Annotated in this window: 15 protein-coding genes; 5 read left to right on the forward strand and 10 right to left on the reverse strand. The window is 47.4% G+C overall.

The genetic code is table 11. The features are described from left to right. Nucleotides 1-32 precede the first annotated feature (32 nt). Nucleotides 33-3,338, reverse strand: coding sequence for a T9SS type B sorting domain-containing protein (locus OGH69_RS07360; RefSeq protein WP_265173810.1), 3,306 nt, complete (start codon nt 3,336-3,338; stop codon nt 33-35). Between the two features lie 156 nt (nt 3,339-3,494). After that, complete coding sequence (locus tag OGH69_RS07365) at nt 3,495-6,743, reverse strand: T9SS type B sorting domain-containing protein (RefSeq protein WP_265173811.1); 3,249 nt, start codon at nt 6,741-6,743, stop codon at nt 3,495-3,497. 296 nt (nt 6,744-7,039) lie between these two features. On the opposite strand from OGH69_RS07365, the gene rpsA reads away from it, so the two are divergent. After that, entirely contained in the window at nt 7,040-8,818 is a 1,779-nt protein-coding gene (gene rpsA, locus OGH69_RS07370; RefSeq protein ID WP_265173812.1) for a 30S ribosomal protein S1, read from the forward strand. A 216-nt stretch (nt 8,819-9,034) separates the two neighbouring features. Here the strand turns inward: rpsA and xth are convergent, their stop codons facing one another. After that, nucleotides 9,035-9,811, reverse strand: coding sequence for an exodeoxyribonuclease III (gene xth / locus OGH69_RS07375; RefSeq protein WP_265173814.1), 777 nt, complete (start codon nt 9,809-9,811; stop codon nt 9,035-9,037). Between the two features lie 367 nt (nt 9,812-10,178). Here xth and OGH69_RS07380 point away from each other — a divergent pair, with 367 nt between their 5' ends. Together OGH69_RS07380 and OGH69_RS07385 are read left to right on the forward strand one after the other, a co-directional pair. Further along, a complete protein-coding gene (locus tag OGH69_RS07380; RefSeq protein WP_265173815.1) occupies nt 10,179-10,712 on the forward strand; it encodes a hypothetical protein in 534 nt (177 codons plus the stop codon). A gap of 218 nt (nt 10,713-10,930) precedes the next feature. Further along, the gene (locus OGH69_RS07385) at nt 10,931-11,509 is read left to right on the forward strand and encodes a tetratricopeptide repeat protein (protein WP_265173816.1); all 579 of its coding nucleotides are present in this window, start codon (nt 10,931-10,933) and stop codon (nt 11,507-11,509) included. A 128-nt stretch (nt 11,510-11,637) separates the two neighbouring features. Here OGH69_RS07385 and OGH69_RS07390 read toward each other — a convergent pair whose 3' ends face one another. The 5 genes from OGH69_RS07390 to OGH69_RS07410 all read right to left on the reverse strand — a co-directional run bounded on the left by OGH69_RS07390 (nt 11,638) and on the right by OGH69_RS07410 (nt 16,597). Continuing rightward, nucleotides 11,638-12,141, reverse strand: coding sequence for a hypothetical protein (locus tag OGH69_RS07390; RefSeq protein ID WP_265173817.1), 504 nt, complete (start codon nt 12,139-12,141; stop codon nt 11,638-11,640). 385 nt (nt 12,142-12,526) lie between these two features. Then, a complete protein-coding gene (locus OGH69_RS07395) occupies nt 12,527-12,814 on the reverse strand; it encodes a hypothetical protein (RefSeq protein ID WP_265173818.1) in 288 nt (95 codons plus the stop codon). A gap of 171 nt (nt 12,815-12,985) precedes the next feature. Beyond that, a complete protein-coding gene (locus tag OGH69_RS07400) occupies nt 12,986-13,777 on the reverse strand; it encodes a glucose 1-dehydrogenase (RefSeq protein ID WP_265173819.1) in 792 nt (263 codons plus the stop codon). Between the two features lie 343 nt (nt 13,778-14,120). Continuing rightward, the gene (gene recG / locus OGH69_RS07405; RefSeq protein WP_265173820.1) at nt 14,121-16,220 is read right to left on the reverse strand and encodes an ATP-dependent DNA helicase RecG; all 2,100 of its coding nucleotides are present in this window, start codon (nt 16,218-16,220) and stop codon (nt 14,121-14,123) included. 224 nt (nt 16,221-16,444) lie between these two features. After that, nucleotides 16,445-16,597 carry a hypothetical protein gene (locus OGH69_RS07410; protein ID WP_265173821.1) on the reverse strand — a complete coding sequence of 51 codons (153 nt, stop codon included), beginning with the start codon at nt 16,595-16,597 and terminating at the stop codon, nt 16,445-16,447. 63 nt (nt 16,598-16,660) lie between these two features. Between OGH69_RS07410 and OGH69_RS07415 the strand changes: the two genes are divergently transcribed. Together OGH69_RS07415 and OGH69_RS07420 are read left to right on the forward strand one after the other, a co-directional pair. Then, a complete protein-coding gene (locus OGH69_RS07415) occupies nt 16,661-17,095 on the forward strand; it encodes a hypothetical protein (protein WP_265173822.1) in 435 nt (144 codons plus the stop codon). Between the two features lie 57 nt (nt 17,096-17,152). Further along, the gene (locus OGH69_RS07420) at nt 17,153-17,626 is read left to right on the forward strand and encodes a DUF6934 family protein (protein WP_265173823.1); all 474 of its coding nucleotides are present in this window, start codon (nt 17,153-17,155) and stop codon (nt 17,624-17,626) included. Between the two features lie 29 nt (nt 17,627-17,655). Here OGH69_RS07420 and OGH69_RS07425 read toward each other — a convergent pair whose 3' ends face one another. Both OGH69_RS07425 and OGH69_RS07430 read right to left on the reverse strand, forming a co-directional pair. Next, nucleotides 17,656-18,537, reverse strand: coding sequence for a glycoside hydrolase family 16 protein (locus OGH69_RS07425; RefSeq protein WP_265173824.1), 882 nt, complete (start codon nt 18,535-18,537; stop codon nt 17,656-17,658). A 39-nt stretch (nt 18,538-18,576) separates the two neighbouring features. After that, nucleotides 18,577-20,367 carry a mechanosensitive ion channel family protein gene (locus OGH69_RS07430; RefSeq protein ID WP_265173825.1) on the reverse strand — a complete coding sequence of 597 codons (1,791 nt, stop codon included), beginning with the start codon at nt 20,365-20,367 and terminating at the stop codon, nt 18,577-18,579. Nucleotides 20,368-20,515: the final 148 nt, after the last annotated feature.

Raw genomic sequence — 20,515 nt, forward strand, 5'->3', positions numbered from 1 at the left:
CTCAACCTGAAACTTTAAACTTTAAACCCCAATCAACGGATCATAGAAAAATGTCCTCTCATTTCCTCCCCGTTTTGCCTTTTTACTACAAACCAGTAATCCGTAGCTGGAAGTGGGCTGCCATTGAGGGTACCGTCCCAGCCTGTACTGTCGGCACCAAAGCCCGTAATAAGTTTTCCGTAACGGTCGTAGATGTATATGAGCATATCAGGCTCAAGTACTGAGAATTGTATGCGCCAGGTTTCATTGATGCCATCGCCATTGGGCGTAAAGAACTTTGGATAACTAAGCAGGAAAGCCGGGATGAAAACCTGCCTGCATTGAAATTTATCCCTTACATACACTATGTAACTCCCTGCAGAAAGCCCCGCAAACACATTGCTGTCCTGGTAATGTATTCCGTCCAGAGAATATTCAAAATTTGCCGCTAATGAAGGATCCTGCATAATCACCGTAATTACGTTGTCTTCATCTGTCCAGTCGGCAATGTCGATGTGGCTGATATGTGGTAATGGCGAAAAAGACGCATGAACAGTCTTTTCAGCTTCGCAACCAAATTCGTTGGTCACTGTAACTGTATAGTCACCGGGTTCGGTAACTACGATGGACTGTGTCGTTTCTCCGCCAGACCAGAGGTAAGTATCATATCCGGCATCGCCGACAATTTCCAGCGGAGTGCCCTCACAACCCGTTATGGTGTCATCCATTTGCAGGTTGGGTATGGGGTGTGCATTCACGGTAAAGGATGTTTTCGCGGTACAGGCGGTATTATTATCATATACCAGCCTTGCATAAATAGTTGATGTACTGCACTCATGCAGGTCAGGAAGCGGATTGCTCCCGGTATCTGCATCGGCTTCTGAGGCATGGTAGGTAATAACTACTTTTGTAGCATCCTGTTCGCCAAGTATTGTAGCATCCTGTTGGGAAAGATCGAAAATCTCAGTACCATTATTGTCGGTATCGCACAAGTGAAGGTCGTCCGGCTGTGTCGCATTTACTAACGAAGGCAGGTCAGCTACATTGAAAAGCTCAACCTGATAATTTCCGCACGGGTCGGCAACCCGTACACGGTATACAGCGGTATCCAGTGCATTGAAAATATTATTATTCCCGTTGTTGATGTAAAATGTATTGTCGCCGTTCTTGCTTATGATTTCGTAGGTAAGCGGGGATACACCCTCCACATTCACCTGAACGTCACCTATAGCCCCGGAGCAGGTAAGGCTAATAATTCCGGTAATTTGGAGGTCATCAAAAAAATCAAACTCGTGCAGGGATTCCATGCAGAACTTTTTAGTGGCTACACTTCCGCTTGGAAAGCTTTGGTATACTTTTACGATCCTGTATATACCGGTCTGCGTGAGGGTATTCATTGTAGCATTATTGGTGAGTGGCAGGCCATTATCAGGGTCTACCGGAGCCTCGCCGGCAGGAGCATTTTCCCCGGTGAGGGGGTGTACCCAATTATCAGTGAGCGGGTCGTAAATCTGGAGGTAAAATGAAAGGAAAGCCACTGCATTGCTCGTATGCTGGAAATAAACATCGAATGAGCCGCAATGTCGTGTTATGTTAAGGTTGTTTACGGATGAAGTGTAGGGTGTTATCGTAGCGGTTTTCGTAATACCCGTCTGGCAGGTGGTATCTACCAGTAATGTATAGTTCCCGGGCGGGAGGTTATCCATATAGAATGCACCGTCTGCGCCCGCTATGTTAAAAGTTGCATCGTAGGGCAGGGGTTCTGTAAATTCAGCCGGAGCAGCAAGTATCTTGACCATAGTGATCTGGCCGCCCTGTGGCGTCATATAGACTGTGCCTTTGCCCGATGTGCAGTCGGGCCGGCTCAGGGGGTTGCTAACACCTCCTGGTGACTGCATTATTTCGAAATGTACGTCGGGCCACTGCGTGCCACAGGTATCAATCAGGACAACGGTATACTGGCCGGGAAGCAGTTCGCTAACCTTTAGCCCGTCATCGATCGTTATAAATTCAGACACATCATAGGGCAGGGGATGTATTTCTTCATATTCTTCAGGAGCCGCTGTGATATGGGCAATCCCAATGATGTATCCCGGTATGTTTACTTCTACACGGCCCGGATTTCCGAGGCAGTCTGCTGCAAATGGCGAGGCAACGGGTTCTACGTCAGGTTCTGTGAATTCTGCCTCATTGGTAGTGGTATGCCCACAGGCATCTGTTACCGTATACGCATATATTCCTTCCGGAACCGGGTTGTCAAGATCGCCATAATAAATGAGCGCCTCATTAAAGGGGCCTGGGTGTATACTGTTGATTGAAGGGTCAAAGCCCGGAGGTATACTGGTAAATGTTACTGTATAGGGCGGGACAAACTTGTTCATCGTGATCATAAATGCCTTCATACCGCACCCGAGGTCGCTAAATCCGGGCATGGCATTCATTTTTTGGTCAACCAGGTTTTGTGAAGTATATACTGTCCCACACGGATCGGTTATCTTAAGCTCATAATAATATGGAATATCGTAGTAGAAAGGGATAACATAGCTTGCATTTGCAGCTTGTGGATCACCTGCTGTGATGGTCTGGCTGTAAACAAAAGGAGTCCCGCCACCGGGAGGATATACAGTGAAAACGGCGTTTAACGGATAGGTGATGTCTACTCCGTTGGCAGATCCAACTACATTTTGTACTGTTATCTTGTCACAGGCAGGAAGTACCTGGTCGGGAAATGTGGGGGTATCTATAGCGAGTATAGGGCCATCTGAATATACGCTGAGGGTGATTACTTCAGCAGAACCGCAATCGTCTGTTACACGCACCTGGTAGCTTCCTGCCGGAAGATTATTGAATACAGGCGAAGGCTGCGCAGTGCGTGTCACGGGCCCTGATATTACTTCGTAAGCCGAAGCCGTACCCGAAGTGACTGTTATGGTTATACTTCCGTCAGGCCCGCAATAAGAATTGTCACTTTCTACGGTATAAACCAGCGGAATGGTAAGGTCGGCAATGGAAATTTGTTCCTGGTCGGTTGATGTATTGCCATTTATAACCTGTGTGGCAACTATGAGGTAATCACCGGCAATAAGTCCTGATACAGACGTAGCGGAATTATTGGAAATTGGCGTTGTAGTATTGGGCAGTTTGTAGACTTTGTAATTTACCGGTGCCGTCGGGTCAGCATTTTCCAATGAAAATGATAAAGTGCCGCTACCCGGGCAAAGCTCATCTGTCGCACTAACTGTGAGGTTAAAATCCTGTGCGTTTACAGGCGATATAAACATCAGCAGCAATACGGTAATACAGCTCCATAGCCGAATATGAGGCAAATGCCGGTACTGTTTTGTTGGGTTGGTTCTCATAGCAAAAATTAAGTTTGCGACTTAATTATTTCTGCTAAAGATATGATTTATAGTGTTTAGTTAACAAAACATTTTGTTTTTTAACAAATGCTTTGTCTTTTGTTTATTTTATAAGTTATAAAGAAAACTATTCATTTCGTGCTCATTATCTGATAATTACCTGACAATTGAAAAGTGCCCTTTGAATTCCCTTCCGTCACCACGTTTAACTATAAACCAATAGTCATCGGCCGGCAGTGCATATCCGTTAAATGTCCCGTCCCACCCCTCACTCGTAGCGCCGAAATTTGTTATGTGTTTTCCATAGCGGTCAAATATCTGGACGGAAAGCCCGGGTTCCAATACGGCAAAACGTATGCGCCAGGTATCATTATTGCCATCACCGTTTGGCGAAAAATATTTTGGATATGTAGCTATCATTACTTCCTGAGAGTCGGGAGGGTAGCACCCGAATTTATCACGCACATAGATTATATGCATTCCGGCCGGTATATCTGTTAAGATGGATTCATCCTGATAATTTATTCCATCAAATGAGTATTCGTACGCATCAGTATTTGATTGATTAATCATTACCATGACAGAATTATCATCATCAGACCAATCTTCTACTTCAAGATTGGTTATCAAAGGCTGGCTAACAACAACAGCCGATACGGTTTTGGATACTGTACAAGAACCTGTATTTGTAACGGTTACCGTATATTCTCCCGGCTCTGTCACAGTGATGCTTTCTGTGGTTTCACCTGTAGACCAACTGTAGGCTGCATACCCGGGGTCAGCATTAATTGTTACAGGTTGGCCGTTGCACATTCCCCAAATGTCCTCCATGGTAAGATCAAAAGAGGGGCTTGTAATTATATTGAACGAGCTTATGCCATAGCATAGCGGATTTGTGATCCACTCTACCCGTGCATAAATTGTTGCCGACCCTGATGTGTAATTTTCAGGCAATGCATTAATGCCTTCGTCTGCATCGGCCTGACTGGCATGATAGGATATAATGGCAATATCGGGGTCTACATCACCCAGAACTGCATCGTTTTGCAGAGACAGGTCAAAAGTCCCTGTCCCTGTTCCGGCTTCGTCACAAAAAGACATGTCCTCTGCTACACTCGCGGTAATCAGGGGTGGCAGTTCGGCAATGTTGAATTGCTCAACACGGAATTCTCCGCAGGCGTCGGTTACCCGTACTACATATAATGCTGATTGCAGGCCTGTAAAAACCGGGTTTGTGCCATTATCAACGTAAAATGTTGCATCACCGTCTTTACTTATGATCTCAAACCGGGGCGAAACTCCCGTGGCGTACACTTCAACTTCAAAATCTTCACCTACACAGGTCCTGTTATAAATTGCTGTTATTGCCAGCTCATTAAAATATTCAAATTCATTAATTTCTTCGATACAGTTTTTTTCGTTCGTGCCGCTAGTGCCCATCGAAAATGATTTTTGCTGTTTCAGTACGCGGAATTCCCCATTGACAGTAAGTCCGGTAGTTGACTGTGTCAGGGTAAGGGCATTCTCGGCGGTCAGCTCATCGTTTTCGATATATGGGCTGCCGGTATAGGGATGTTCCCAGGAATCAGTAACGTCATTATAGCGCTGCAGCCAGAAATCTACTGCATCATCGGCATTGGAATCGTAATTTACGTAGATGTTGAAGTTCTCGCATGTAGGCTGCACTTCTACAGAGCTAACTTCAACTGTTAAGGCTGTAACTTCCAGTGTTTCACTATAGCCGGTTTCACAGGCTGTATCCACGCTAAAAGTATAGCTTCCGGCTGGAAGGCCATCCATACTGAAAACTCCGTCGACTATATTGGCTGAAGCGGTATATGGCAAAGGATTTGCAAATGCTGATGGGGCACTTGTTATTGTTACAGCTGCTACAGAATTATCTATCATAACTGTGCCATATCCTTCCTGACAGTCAGGTATGGCTGTATATTCCGGCTCTGTTGGTGAAAACTGTGGCACTGTACCGCTTATATTCTCATAACTATTTCCGCAGGAGTCGGTAAAAGCAAAAACATAATTGCCGGGTGGAAGGTTGTTTACCACAATCCTTCCCGAGGCATTTATTTGCGCTGTAACGTCCATAGGTGTCTCTGCATTGTAAGCAGATGGGGCAACTGTCATGGTTGCAGTAACAATCTCTCCGTTAGGGACGCTTATGTTTATTCTTCCCAGTTGGGTTTGGCAATTATTGTTAATGGCATTTACATTGGGAGTGGGGGCTTCCGGTAGGCCTACATTACGTGAAAAGGTATCTGTACGCCCACAATTATCTGTAATAATTCCTGAATATGTTCCGAGGGGTACAGGATTGCTTTCATCGCCAAAAACAGCCGCGCCGGTATAAGGGCCGGGGTAGCCGGGGTTGAAGGCGGAAGGATCAAAGCCATCCGGGCTGTTGTTGAATGTTATAGTGTAGGGAGGTGAAAAATTTACAGCATTAATAGTTAATGCTTGCGCGCTGCATGATACTTGCGAAATAGTGGCGCTGGCATTGAGTTTTTTGTTTATGGTACCGTTATTGGTATACTCATTGCCACATGGATCTGTTACCGTTATAGTTACAGGGTAGCTCTGAGGGTAATAATCAACCTCCTCGGTAATTGTAAGGAGTGAAGAGTTGCCTGAGCTAATGTTTTGGGTATAGGTCTGGGTCGTATTGTCAGGAGCTGTAACAATAATAACAACATTAAGAGGGTAAACAATGCCCGATTCACTCGATGTGCCTATGGTGTACAATACATTTATACTGTTGCATGATGTAAATTCGGCATCAGGTAATGCCGGGTCAGATACTGTTAATTGTGTCTGTTCTGTAACAAAGGAGTATACTGTGGTAAAGCCGTTACCGCAGGCATCGGTAACCAGCACTTCGTAGGTTCCTGATGGCAGGTTGCTGAATACATTAGAAGTTTGCGGCGAGGCTGTTACCGGTCCGCTGACAATTTCATATGTTGCGGGATCACCGGCAGTTACGGTTACGGTCATATCAGTCCCGGTGTTGCAGGTAGCTGTGGTATTGCTGATATAATATTCAATTGGTGCATATAATGAAGCGATTGTGGCGTTTGCCTGGCCAGTTGCTGTATTGCCATCACCGGTTTCCTGAGTGGCAACAATCAGGTAATCGCCATCACCAAGAGCGGGAACATAAGTTTCTGTACTGTTCCATACAGGTATAGTGTCCTCCGGTAATAAATACACTTTATAAACCACAGGTGCTGACGGGCCTGCATTAGAAACTGAAAGCGAAAGTGCACCATATCCGGGACAGGTTTCATCGGTTACGGTCACGTTTACTGTCAGTTGCGCAAAGCCCACCCAACTAAAAAGCAAAAAACATAGCGTTATAAGATGATTTTTTGAAAGTGGCGTAATTTTATTCATGTATACGTGTTGAATTTCAGTGGTTTATGGGTGTCTTTTATTATTCCATAAAATAAATGATTAATAATCCGCCCTGCTGTTAATGCCATGGTAAAGAATGTTAACCAAAACCTATATTTTTTCTTAAGACAACTTTAAGAGTAATGTTTTGTATATCAAAAAAATATCGTACCTTTGCGCACCTTTGGCAGGATGGGTTTCCATAAGGTTTTAAATCATTTTTTTGTAAAACGCTTCTGTTGTTTTGCGCTGCTTGTAACCCCCGCATAACACAGGATACAAATTTTTAAATCAGCATGTCTGAACAAACAAAAACAAAAGAGGAATTTCTACAGGAGTTTAACTGGCACAACTTTGAAGAAGGTATCGATGCAGTTGATGAAAAGAACCTACAGGAATTTGAAGACCTTGTAGCTAAAACTTTTATCGACACTGATAGCGATGAGGTAGTAGAAGGTACGGTAGTACGTATCACTGACAGGGACGCAATCGTTGATATCAACGCAAAATCTGAAGGCGTTATCTCCCTTAATGAATTCCGCTACAACCCGAACCTTAAAGTAGGTGACAAAGTTGAAGTACTTATCGACGTTCGCGAAGACAAGTCAGGCCAGCTTGTACTTTCTCACAAGAAAGCACGTACTATCAAGGCTTGGGACAGGGTTATCAATGCTAATGAAACGGGCGAGATCGTTAACGGTTTCGTTAAGTGCAGGACTAAAGGCGGTATGATCGTTGACGTATTCGGCATCGAGGCATTCCTTCCTGGTTCGCAAATAGACGTAAAACCTATCAGGGATTACGACCAGTACGTAAACAAGACTATGGAGTTCAAAGTTGTGAAAATCAACCACGAGTTCAAAAACGTAGTAGTTTCGCACAAAGCCCTTATCGAGGCTGATATCGAAGTACAGAAAAAAGAGATCATCGGGCAGCTTGAAAAAGGCCAGGTACTTGAAGGTGTTGTTAAAAACATCACTTCATACGGTGTATTCATCGACCTTGGAGGTGTTGACGGACTTATCCACATCACTGACCTTTCATGGAGCCGTATCAACCACCCAAGCGAAGTGCTTGAGCTTGACCAGAAGCTTAACGTGGTTATCCTTGATTTCGATGATGAGAAAACAAGGATCCAGCTTGGTCTTAAGCAGCTTAACGCCCACCCATGGGATGCGCTTGACGCAAACCTTGCAGTAGGGGACAAAGTGAAAGGTAAAGTAGTGGTTATCGCTGACTACGGTGCATTCATCGAGGTTGCTGAAGGTGTTGAAGGCCTTATCCACGTTTCTGAAATGTCATGGTCTACGCACCTGCGTTCTGCCCAGGACTTCGTGAAAGTAGGCGATGAGGTTGAGGCAGTTATCCTTACTCTTGACAGGGACGACCGCAAAATGTCTCTTGGCATCAAGCAGCTTTCTCAGGATCCATGGACTGACATCACGTCTAAATACCCTGTAGGTTCACGCCACACAGGTATCGTAAGGAACTTCACAAACTTTGGTGTATTCGTTGAGCTTGAAGAAGGCATCGACGGGCTTATCTATATCTCAGACCTTTCATGGACTAAGAAAATCAAGCACCCATCTGAGTTCGTAAACGTAGGCGATAAGCTTGACGTTGTGGTTCTTGAACTTGATGTTGACGGCCGCAAACTTTCTCTTGGACACAAGCAGACTCAGGCTAACCCTTGGGATAAGTATGAGGATTCATTCGGAGTAGGTACTGTACACAATGGTACTATCGCTGAGATTGTTGACAAAGGCGCTACTGTAGAGTTTGGCGACGATATCGTTGCTTTCATCCCTACAAGGCACCTTGAGAAAGAAGACGGCAAGAAACTTAAGAAAGGTGAAGTTGCCGACTTTAAAGTAATTGAGTTCAATAAAGAATTCAAAAGGGTAGTGGCTTCACACACAGCTACTTTCCGTGATGAAGAAGAGAAAAACGTTAGGTCACAACAAGACAATAACAATATGGCTTCATCGTCTAACAACGTTGAAAAAACCACCCTTGGTGACATCGACGCACTTTCTCAACTAAAAGAAAGAATGGAAAAAGGAGAGCAGAAGTAATCCAAATCCGCTTAAATAATGAAGCCCTTCCGGAAACGGAGGGGCTTTTTTGTTGTGGATAGGATGGTTTCTCCTCCACGGCACTCCCCGATGCTAGGTAACTCGACGTCCTCATTCTTGTGTAAGAATAGCAACACCGAACCCTATAGAGCGGATTTACAATCCATACCGGTAAGAGTAAGCAATACCGAACCCCGAACTCTAGACTCAACAATGCTAAAGGTCAACCTGAATCCAAACCGGAGCATGGTCGCTGGTCTTTTCCCAGCCGCGCACATGGCGGTCAACGCCGCCGGATTTGAGTTTGCCTTTCAGTTCGTTGCTCAGCAGGAAGTGGTCAATGCGCAGGCCCGCGTCCCGGCCATAAGCATTTCGGAAATAATCCCAAAAGGTATAGATCTTTTCATTGGGATACAGGGTTCGTATGGCATCTGTCCAGCCCTGTGCCATCAGGCTATGAAAGGCCTCCCGAGTTTCAGGACGAAACAGCGCATCATCTACCCAACGCTCCGGTTTGTAAACATCAAGCTCGGTAGGCATCACGTTGAAATCGCCTATCAGTACGACAGGTATTTTGAAGTCCATCAGTTGTTTTGCCCTCATTGACAGTCGGTTGAACCACTTCAGCTTATAGTCGAATTTCGGGCCCGGTGCGGGATTTCCGTTGGGCAGGTACAAGCAGGCAATGAGGACGCCTTCCACAAGCGCCTCAATGTAGCGGCTCTGCAAATCGTCAGGGTCGCCCGGCAATCCCCGGCCTACCTCTTTCATATCCAGTCCGTTACGTGAAAGTATGGCGACGCCGTTCCACTGTTTTTGCCCGTGCCAGATGGCGTTGTAGCCGGCAGCTTCTATGGCTTCCAGGGGAAACTTCTCCTGGGGTGCTTTTAGCTCCTGAAGGCAGGCTACATCGGGCTTTGCTTCCTCCAGCCACCGCAGCAGCACCGGTAGCCGGCCATTAATACCATTTACATTATAGGTAGCTAATTTCATAACCTGAAGTTACGAAATTGGTGATTACCTATCTACGCCTTTTCGTGAATTTTAACAACAACAGGAGGATAAAAGGGACAACAATCATGAATTTTGCGCACGAACAAGAGGATTTTTGATGGTCCGCGAGAGTAGTTTGGGGGAGTGGACAGGACGAATTTTCAACCGGATATTACGAATTTTCAATCCGTTCAGGACAATCTTTCTTTTTGCAAATTTTGTCGATAAATCCTTTCAAAATATAATTCTTCATATTTAGAAATTTGATAGATTTGGCTCGGCCAAAAAATAACCGGCCGGGGGAAAATGAGCCGAACAGACACCCTATTTATGATAGTAGGCAAAACCAATAAAACATACCTATATTATGAAATTATCTAAATTACTGGTACTTGCAGCAGTACTTATGACCATGAGCGTAAGCGCACAGAAGAAACCTGCAGCAAAGGCCGCTGCTAAGCCGGCTGCCGCCAAAACGACAAGCTCAAAGCCAACCAAAGCCGAAACCATGGACTGGATTGCCGGTAAAATGCAGGAAAACCTTGCCGCACCAAGGAAATTCATCTCTTATGCTAACGGACTTTTCGTTTACTCTAAGGATATGTACGGAGGCGAGGTTTGCACCACGACCATTGACCTTAACAAAGTGACCGGCCTTAGCAATGAGTACTCTGAGGATTTCTTCATGTCAGGAAAAGGCATGGGCCTTACAACGTGTGTAAAGGATACCAAACCGAACGTTTTCGAATACATTTCGGTGGCAGGCCCTAACTACAATGATTACAGCTCGCCGTTCAACTTTACCCCGGACCAGACACTGGTAGAGCGGATGAGGAAAGCGCTTAACACCCTTGTGGAGTACAACGGCGCAGCAAAAAAAGGCGCAGACGAGAAATTCTAATCGCACCAAGCTATATTGAACGAAACCACCTCATGCAGGTGGTTTTTTTATGCAAGCCCAGTGTAGCTTGCAAGAGTAAGCACGTCGCGTCACCCTCCCCCTGGGGGAGGGCCGGGGAGGGGACTACCCTAGGGGACGATGCGGAGAGTAAGAAAATTCACCTTTATAAGTTACGGAAATGTTTTTTTCTTATCTTAGTAAACCAAAACCATCTGGCCATGAAACGTTTACTACTGCTTGCAGCATTTATGCTAAGCCTTGCCGCCACGGCACAAACTTATCCGAAGTACACCAACGAGACAGGGAGCAGCAAACCCGCTTCCAAACCCGCCAAAGCATCTAAACCGGAAGAAAAGCCAAAAGACGTAAAAAAGAAACAGGCCGGCCGTATCGAAATGGTAATGGTTGATGCTGTTGATGAAAATTCGGGCGATTTCCAAAAGCTCATGAACAGGGCCGTCGAGCAGAGCAAGGTCAAAAATTTCAATGCAGCTATCAGCCTGTATACCCAGGCGCTGAGTGTTGCCAATGAAGAGCAGGCATGGAGGGCACTGGTATCGCGCGCTACCACCTACACGGTCATGGACAAGCCCAACCCTGATAAAGCCATCGCCGACCTCACGAATATAATTGATACCCGAAAGACACCGCAAAAGCAGCTGGCCTACATTTATACCAGCCGCGCAAGGCTTTTGTATGACAAGGGCGATACCGAAGCTGCCTGCGCCGATGTACAAAAAGCCCGTGAACTTGGACTGCCCGAAGCGCTTATCGTTGGAGTGGAGGGGTGTAAGTAGTATTTTATGTTCCGCGTTTAGAGTTTAGGGTTCCGGGTTGCTTACTCTTGCGTAAGGGTAAGAGTGCAGCTCTTCCCCTCCTCCGGAGGGGTGCCTGAAAGGCGGGGTGGTTTATAGTGATACTAAAATCATTCTTCGACTTTTATTCTTGCAAGTATTAAGGTATAGTCATACGCATACCATTCTGATTCAATCGGTTTATTTCGTCTTAATTCTATAACTTTAAATTTATCGGTAACACCTTTGTGATTTTTTAAAGTCAGGAAAAGATCGTTATTCTTTTCTTTGCATTTTAAATGTATAGAATCATTTTTTGTGGGTAGGAGCATTGTTGGCGGTTCTGTACACTCCGGTGTGTTTTCAAGAACTAAACTTTGTTTCTCATAAAAACTCCATCTTATTTCTTTGCAATAGTTTTGAATATATGATCGTGCTGTATTTAGTACAATCGTATCGCTTTTAAAGTAATCCTGGTTAGTGTTGTCATAGCGCCAACTATTTTCAGCTGTAGGGACTGCATTGCGGGCTTTCAATAATGTTTCCTCAAGGACGGCTTCTAATTCTCTTTTAGAAACCTGCCCATGAAAATTAAAGTATGATATCAGGGTAAGTAAAATGTATAATTGCTTCATAAAATATTTTATACATAAGATGCCTCTTCCGAACAAAAGGTTGGAAGAGAAAGGTAATTTTTCCGTACCATGTGCTAAATTTCACAAAACCACTACCAACCCCTATAGCCCCGATTGCAGCGGCATCCCCGACGGCAGGAGGGATAGAGCGGAAAGCGGGACCTGCGTTTAGCAATTACACTATCACTTGCCGCTCCTACAGCAAAAGACTATGGAGATTTTTTCTGCATCGAAATGGAATAGCCGCATAGTAAGCAGGCTCCGTCACCCTCCCCTTCGGGGAGGGCCGGGGAGGGGACTTAGCAAGAGTCAATAAAAACAAACCCCGGCTAAATATTTCGCCGGGGTCACATATTTTATAGTAATTTACTTTGCTGTAGGCTGCCTAATTCTTCAGCAGCGAAGTATCTATCGTATTCAGGATGGCATCAAAGTCGGCCATCAGCGTAGCCTTTATGGTGGGGTTCTTGGTATTCGAGATATAGCGGTCGCTGTTATAGTTCCACATATACATGGCATCCTCCACGGTGCTTCTGTCATTCGATGACATAGGAAGCTGTATGATTTCTATATAAATGAGGTTGCGCAGGCGCGTGAGGCTCATCAGGTCTTTCGCTTCCAAAAACTCTTTTATCATCCCCTTCAGCTGCTCCTTCTTTTCAGTTTTTGTCATTACATGTGGTTTTAGTCATGTAAGGTACGACAATAAAACGGTTATTGGTTGCCGGTTGGCACTTATTGGGAGTTATGTTGATCCGTCCCTAAGCAAAGAATGGGCCGCGAGTCAGAGCACGAGGTTTTTTCGCCATACATAAGCAACCGTCAACCATCAACCGACAACTTTTTACGAATTCCCGTAGAGGTTGGATTCCCCGCCATCTATGGCAATGGTTTGCCCGTTTACATACTGGCAGTCGTCACTCAGCAGAAAGGCCACAAGCTTGCCCACTTCTTCCGGCTTGCCCAGCCTGCGCGTTGGGTTGCGCTGTGCATATTCTTTTTCGGCTGCGGCAGGATCGTCAGGGTTTACCTGCTTAAAGGCTCCTGCTACCATGGGTGTAAGTATCGCACCCGGGGCTATGGCATTGGTAAAGATATTATCCTTGCCATATTCAATGGCGGCATTCTTAGTCATTCCCGATACGGCATGCTTGCTGGCGACATAGGGCATCTGGTTGACAACCCCGCGTATGCCGCCCACAGAGGCTACATTTACGATCTTTCCCCCACCGTTCTTCTGCATGGCCGGTATTACATACCTCAGGCCGTAATATACCCCCATAAGGTTGATGTCGATCACCTTTTTAAATACTTCAATGTCATATTCCGTGATGGGTGCCTGCTTGCCTTCGATACCTGCGTTATTGTAAAAGCCATCTATTTTTCCGAATTCCGAAATCGTCTTGTCTACATAGTTTTTCACGGCATCTTCATTGGATACGTCGGCTGTTATGGTCAGGATTTTCGCATTTGGGGCAATGCCGGCCAGTTCTTCTTTGGCTTTGCTCAAAGCATCCTCATTGTAATCTACAAGTGTAAGGTTCGCGCCGCGTTCGGCCACTACCTTTGCGGTTGCAAGGCCAAGTCCCATGGCGGCTCCTGTTATAACTATTGTTTTTCCCTGAAATGTGCTCATAATTGTAATAATTTTAATTTTACTAAAATTACGAAGCCATCAATTCGACAAAAGTTAACTGCCCGTTAATTAACGGAATAACTGGTTTGAGTGCAATATAACAGGATTTAAAGTGCGATAATTGAAGAATTACAGCTAATACTGTAATGATTTTGTTTTCAGTTAGTCTACTAACCCCAAAGATGATTTTCACTCAGCCGCGTAGTCCCCTCCCCGGCCCTCCCCCAAGGGGAGGGTGACGGGGCGTGCTTACTCCTGCTGAATATTTTCAGAGTTTACATTCTTATGGCCGTGGTGTGGACTATCAGGCATGAGTAAGCAGCCGTCAACCGTCAACCGTCAACTAAGAAATATAATTCCAGATATTCTTCTTTTTCCCCATTTCGATGAACGCGTGCCTCAGTGCGGCGTGTTCCGGTTTGTTGAGCGGGGCATCGTCCTGAAGCAGCCGAATGGCGTGGTGGCGTGCTAGTTGGAGTATTTCTTTGTCTTTAACGATGTCGGCAATCTGCAGGTTGAGAACCCCGCTTTGCTGTGTCCCCATGATGTCGCCGGGGCCGCGCAGCTTGAGGTCGACTTCGGCAATCTCAAATCCGTCGTTGGTGCGGCACATGGTCTCGAGACGGGTTTTGCTATCGTTGCTTAGTTTTTGGCCGGTCATCATGATGCAGTAGCTCTGGTCGGCGCCACGGCCCACGCGCCCCCGCAGCTGGTGGAGCTGTGACAGCCCGAAACGCTCGGCGCTTTCTATGACCATCACGCTGGCGTTGGGTACGTTTACACCCACCTCAATCACCGTAGTTGCTACCATGATGTTGGTTTTTCCGGCCGCAAAGCGGGCCATTTCGCTGTCTTTTTCTGAAGGCTTCATCTTGCCGTGTACAATGCTCACCGAATAGTGCGGCAGCGGGAAATCGCGCGAAATGCTCTCGTAGCCGTCCATCAGGTCTTTGTAGTCCATCGTTTCGCTTTCCTGTATTAGCGGGTAAACGATATAGACCTGACGGCCTTTGGCAATCTCATCTTTTAGGAATTTCCAAACCTTCAGGCGGTTGCTGTCGTAGCGGTGTACGGTTTGTATCGGCTTACGGCCCGGTGGCAGCTCGTCAATGACTGAGATGTCCAGGTCCCCATACAGGCTCATGGCCAGCGTGCGCGGAATGGGGGTGGCCGTCATTACCAGTACGTGTGGCGGTATGTCGTTCTTGCGCCACAGCTTGCTGCGCTGCTCCACGCCAAAGCGGTGCTGTTCGTCGATAACGGCAAGGCCGAGGTTTTTGAACTGTACTTTGTCTTCCAGCAGCGCGTGCGTACCGATGATGATGTGCAGTGCGCCGCTCTCCAGTTCTTCGTGGATGATCCTGCGGTCGGCTGTTTTGGTCGACCCGGTAAGTATTTTAATGTTGATGCCCAAAGGCTGTGCCAGTTCGCTAAGACCGATAAAGTGCTGGTTGGCGAGTATCTCGGTCGGGGCCATGAGGCAGGCCTGGAAACCGTTGTCCAGTGCCAGCAGCATGCTCATCAGCGCCACAATGGTTTTCCCCGAACCCACGTCGCCCTGAAGAAGGCGGTTCATCTGGGCGGGCTGGCCCATGTCGTGCCGAATCTCCTTGATAACGCGCTTTTGGGCACCGGTCAGGGCAAACGGCAGGTGGTTTTCGTAAAAGTCGTTGAACAGTGTCCCGACCTTATCAAAAACGTGGCCTTTTATCTTGTGCTTACGGATGAGGTTCTTGGTAATGAGCTGCAGCTGGATGAAGAACAGCTCCTCGAATTTCAGGCGGAACTGTGCCCGTGCCAGCAGCTCGGGGCTTTTCGGGAAGTGGATGTTGAACAGCGCGGCGTTCTTCGGTATCAGCTGCAATTCGCTGATGATCGAGGGCGGCAGCACATCGCTGAACTTTGCCTGCGTTTCATAGAACAGCTGCTGCATGATCTTGTTCACCACCTTGTTGGTAATGCCCTTTTGCGAAAGCTTTTCGGTGCTGGGGTATATGGGCTGCATGGCCGAACGAAGACTCTGCTCGTGTTCGCTCAGCAATTCCATTTCGGGGTGCGCCATGTTGAACATCCCGTTGAAAGCCGTTGCCTTGCCAAACACCACATAGGGCACATTGATCTTGATGTTCTCCCGGATCCATTTCTGCCCCTGGAACCACACGAGTTCCATTTCGCCGGTCCCGTCGGAAAATGTCGCCACAAGCCGCGCCTTCTTTTCGCCGACGGTCTTCAGGTTCAGGATCTTACCCACCACCTGTACCTCGGCATTGTTGTTGAGCAACTCGCTGATCTTGTAGTAGCGCGTACGGTCGATATAGCGGTTGGGGAACAGGTGCAGCAGGTCGCCATATTTATGGATGCCGAGCTCCTTGCGCAGAAGGTCGCCGCGCGCCGGGCCTACACCCTTGAGGTATTCTATGGGAGTTTCGAGCAGTTTGTTCATGTATAATTAGTGACCTCGACTGGATTCGAACCTGTAACCTTCGCATTTATGAAATTATAGCCTGCTAAGAATTATTTTTTTAGACCCTCTGATTAACAGTCAGATGCGGAAAAGGGACACCTGATTATGAGTTAGGTGATCTGACCGCCTGCTTAGAAGGCAGGTGCTCTATCCAGCTGAGCTACTTAAGTCTTGATTTTGCAAGAAACGAAGATAAGCATTTTTTATAAGTAGCGAAAGACTTGGGCATCTTTGCCTTCGTCGTTCCAGTCCTGTCCCGCCATAGCGGGGTATCGCTTTATCTGCTTCTTGCCTCCGCAGGATACCGGCTCTATCGGGGCTATCTGGGAAACTATCTCTTTACCTGCAATCTCCACTCCCAATTGGCAACCCGGAACGCTGAACCCGAAACCCCGAACTGGAAAACAATCCCCAACGCAATGTTAATCCTTTTCGCTATTGGCGCGGCTTGCCGTAATTTCGCGGGACAAAGGATATATGCAATGGAGACTTTAAAAACTACGCTGTTTCTCATACCGGGTGGCCGCGAACTGGCGCTTCCCGAAAATTCCGATAAGTTCCGGGCCGCCATGAGGCAGGCTATCGCCACACATACCGCAAAAGTGCTCATGCTGGCCGACACGCCGCTCGTTCCCGAAACCGAGATGCAGGCCGTTGCCAAATACAAAAATGTACTGGCCATTGAATCCGACGAGATCTATACGGAAGAGGATGCCTGGGCCATCGCCTACGAAGAGCAGGCCGACAACTACCTGCCCGTTGTTGCCGATGCCGGCTATGATTTCCAGGTGGTGCGGATGGAACCCGTTGCGGTTAAGTATGAGGATTTTGAGTTTTTGGAAAAGTATATATAAATTGAAAATCGTATTGTAAAATTATTGACTGCGGGTAATAAAATTGTATCATTGCTAATGGAATATCAGGGATACGAACTTTCAGCCAATGCCGACTTTACCTTCTTCGGGTTTGTGAGCAGGGGTAAAAACGGGCCTGTCACCATGGCGATAAAATATTCGGCTACTTTAAATAATGCTGTATATAACCTTGGCTATGGCAGTATCATTTCCATTAACGATCGAACGGGAGAAACTGAAATAGACGATATGTCGCCAACGGGCAATTCGGATATTGCTACTGTGCTGGCTACTGTATTCCGTTCAGTAGTCGCTTTTACACAGTGCCACCCTGAGGCATATGTTTTATTTGGCAGCAGCAATCCTGTAAAATTAAGGATGTATCGTATGGCGCTCTCTAAAAATTATAGTATGATTACAGAAACTTTCGACCTTTTTGTTGCTGTTCATAATGCACAGGGACAGCTTGTGAACAGGCCTTACGATAAGCATGCCGATGTCAGGGGCTATTTCCTGAAAAGGAAAATGTAGCCGGCCACGCCATTTAAAATTCGAACAATCTACTCCGACACCTTCACCCAATCCACATACACCTTGGCATTCCCTTTTTTAATGTCATCCACCGTGCTTTGAGGCAGGCCGTTATAAGGGGTTTTTACACCGTTGATCTTGGCAGGATAGGCACCGCCCAGTGCAAAGTTCAGTATCAGGAAGTGCGGCTTGTCGAACACCCACGGCCCGTAGTTGTCTACGACTGGTTTGGTAACGCGGTAAAAGAGCTTGCCGTCTACCTTAAACAGCAAGGTATCCTTTGTCCAGTCCACCGAGTAGATATGCCAGTCGGTTACATCCGTACCGTCTAAGTACACTTTATTCACCAGGTGCGTATCGCCATAGTAGCCGGGCCCGTGCAGCGCGCAGCCCACCCAGTCGGGTTCGCCTACGTATTCCATGATGTCGATCTCGCCGCATTCCGGCCAGTTGCCCTGCGCGCCCAGCGCCCAAAAGGCTGGCCAGTAGCCGCTTCCGGGAGGCATCTTCATGCGCGCGGCCATGGTGCCGTAGGTAAATTCCTTTTTGCCCCTCGAATCCATCCGCCCCGAAATGAAGTCGAATTTTTTGCCGTTCTCCGCCAGGTAGCCCTGACTGTAATGCGCCTGTATCACCAGTGCGCCATTTTCGGCACCCGCAACGTTCTTGTCAAGATACAGTGTGGCGGTCGAATCGGCGTAGGCCTGCTGCTCGTTGTTCACGAACACATCGGTGCGCGGTGTCCAGTTGGCTGTATCTATTGACGTACCCGAAAAGTCATCGAAGAACACGACGTTCTCCTTTTTAGCCTCGGATTTTTCTTCAGTTTGTATCTGCTCCTCCTTTTTGATGCAGGAAAGCAAAAGGAGCAGTGCGCTAAGCGACAGTGCTCGTTGAAATGGTTTGGTCATAATAAATGTTTGTTTGGTATGACCGAAGATAGGGAAAATTTATTTAAGCTTCCTATTAGCGCTGTGCGGGGCTTCAGGCTGTTCCTCCTTCACCACACTGCCCTCCGGCGGGTATTTTATAGTTCCCTTCAGTTTCTCTACCTGCGCAGGGTCAAATTTCGGCAGCTGCATTTCGCCTTTATCGCGCCAGTTTTGTACGGTTTCGGAGGCGGCATTGGCTTTGTCGAAGTCATATAGGTCATTTGGCGTATAGGCCATTTGCGTAGGCATTGCAAAATAAGTGCCGCTGCTTATGACCACATCCATCATACGCAGCAGCAGGTCTTCGTGGATTTCCTGTGCCGTATCCCAGTTGGGAGCCTCTACATAAGATATCACATCCACCTTTAGCGAACTGGATGTTATGCCCGTAAACCGTACAACAGGTGGTGTGTCCAGCACTTTGGGGTGGGCATACAGCACCGCCCGCAGTTCTACCAGCAGGTAGCGCATCTGGTCGGGAGTGGTTTCCATCCGGAAGTAAAAGCTTGGGTTAAAAAGGAACCGGTCGCGAAAAGCGAGGTTCTCAATCTTGTCCGACGAAAAATCACCGTTCGGAATGGTTACAATAGTGCGTGCTGCTGTGCGCAGCTTTGTGCTGCGCATCCCAATCGATTCTACTGTGCCAGAAATGTCGCCTATACGGCAAAAATCGCCTACGCGTATGGGCTGGTCGGCGATAAGGGTCACACTGCCCACAAAATTCTCCATCGTTTTTTGCGCACCCAATGCCAGCGCAATACCACCAATACCAAGTGCTGCAACCGCTGCAGTCACATCAACTCCCAGTGCACCCAGTACCGCAATGATGCCAAAAACCACTATCGCTACCTTTGCGGTACGGCGCAGGAACATGATGACCGATATGGTCGAAATGCGCTTGCGGGCCGTCATACGGTTTTTGGTGTAGATGCTCACGAGGTCGGCGATGCGCCACAGCAGCATCAGTATGGCGACAATGCCCACGGTAACGCTGATGACGCTGAACCGCTGCCTCACAATGATGGAAATGCCCACCTGTTGCGACACCGATACAAATATCCACACCGTAAGGTAAAGCCGGAAAGGCAGCTCAAAAGCCCTGATGACCAAATCGGTTTTTTCCTCACGCGCTTTTTTCCATACGAAATTTATCACCAGGGTTATGATGGAAGTTACAGCCCATGCGGCGAGGTAAGACAGCATGATCAGCACGACAAGGGCGAGCCAGTGGCCAACGGGAACGCCGCCCAGGCGCTGTTCCTTAAGCACGTCAGGAAGGATTTTGTCTATCAGCAGGTCGGTATCGACATTTATAGCGAGTACATCCTCGACCGTTTCGGCAGAGAATAGCCATACCGCAGGGTCTCCCGCTTTTGCCGTATTTTTTACCAGTAGGTCAATGGTCTCGCCGGCGGCAGTTATGTTTCCTACCAGGTCGGTGCCCTCGGCAAGCTTTTCCTCGTCGGTGCGCCCTGTTTCTTTATTGCTGATGAAGCCATAGGCCTGTATGTCACCGCTCTGGTCCAGCAGCCGCTGGAAAATGGTTACTATGCGTATGCGTTCCGCTTCTTTCCGGTAAGCCCTTTTATTAAGCTCAAGGTAGTGGCTGGCACGCACGTAATCCGATTCCCCTATGGCTGTTATAAACCCTTCCACAGTACCGCGCGGAGACCTTCTTCCCAGTGAATCCCTGGGCGTTTCGGCTGCCGCTTCTTCGGCTTTGCCCGTACCCGGAATTAGTTGCGCATGGGCAGTAACCGCAAAGAGCAGAATAATGAGTAAGCAGGATTTTTTGAAAATGTGCTTCATGGTTCTGTTTTTTTTGGCGTGCCGGCTTCGTGCCTCCGCCGTCGCGCTCTCCGCTATATCTGCTCACCCCGCCCCGGCGGGTACGCAGGATGCCGCTGCGATCGCTCACGCAGACCTCACCCCCCGGCCCCTCTCCAAAGGAGAGGGG

The sequence above is a fragment of the Flavobacterium sp. MFBS3-15 genome (assembly GCF_026107645.2).
Taxonomy (GTDB): Bacteria; Bacteroidota; Bacteroidia; order Flavobacteriales; family Flavobacteriaceae; genus Flavobacterium.

Coding starts and splice junctions, on each gene's coding strand:
- OGH69_RS07360 (WP_265173810.1), bottom strand. CDS start 3,338: ATGAGAACCAACCCAACAAAACAGTACCGGCATTTGCCTCATATTCGG.
- OGH69_RS07365 (WP_265173811.1), bottom strand. CDS start 6,743: ATGAATAAAATTACGCCACTTTCAAAAAATCATCTTATAACGCTATGT.
- rpsA (WP_265173812.1), top strand. CDS start 7,040: ATGTCTGAACAAACAAAAACAAAAGAGGAATTTCTACAGGAGTTTAAC.
- xth (WP_265173814.1), bottom strand. CDS start 9,811: ATGAAATTAGCTACCTATAATGTAAATGGTATTAATGGCCGGCTACCG.
- OGH69_RS07380 (WP_265173815.1), top strand. CDS start 10,179: ATGAAATTATCTAAATTACTGGTACTTGCAGCAGTACTTATGACCATG.
- OGH69_RS07385 (WP_265173816.1), top strand. CDS start 10,931: ATGAAACGTTTACTACTGCTTGCAGCATTTATGCTAAGCCTTGCCGCC.
- OGH69_RS07390 (WP_265173817.1), bottom strand. CDS start 12,141: ATGAAGCAATTATACATTTTACTTACCCTGATATCATACTTTAATTTT.
- OGH69_RS07395 (WP_265173818.1), bottom strand. CDS start 12,814: ATGACAAAAACTGAAAAGAAGGAGCAGCTGAAGGGGATGATAAAAGAG.
- OGH69_RS07400 (WP_265173819.1), bottom strand. CDS start 13,777: ATGAGCACATTTCAGGGAAAAACAATAGTTATAACAGGAGCCGCCATG.
- recG (WP_265173820.1), bottom strand. CDS start 16,220: ATGAACAAACTGCTCGAAACTCCCATAGAATACCTCAAGGGTGTAGGC.
- OGH69_RS07415 (WP_265173822.1), top strand. CDS start 16,661: ATGTTAATCCTTTTCGCTATTGGCGCGGCTTGCCGTAATTTCGCGGGA.
- OGH69_RS07420 (WP_265173823.1), top strand. CDS start 17,153: ATGGAATATCAGGGATACGAACTTTCAGCCAATGCCGACTTTACCTTC.
- OGH69_RS07425 (WP_265173824.1), bottom strand. CDS start 18,537: ATGACCAAACCATTTCAACGAGCACTGTCGCTTAGCGCACTGCTCCTT.
- OGH69_RS07430 (WP_265173825.1), bottom strand. CDS start 20,367: ATGAAGCACATTTTCAAAAAATCCTGCTTACTCATTATTCTGCTCTTT.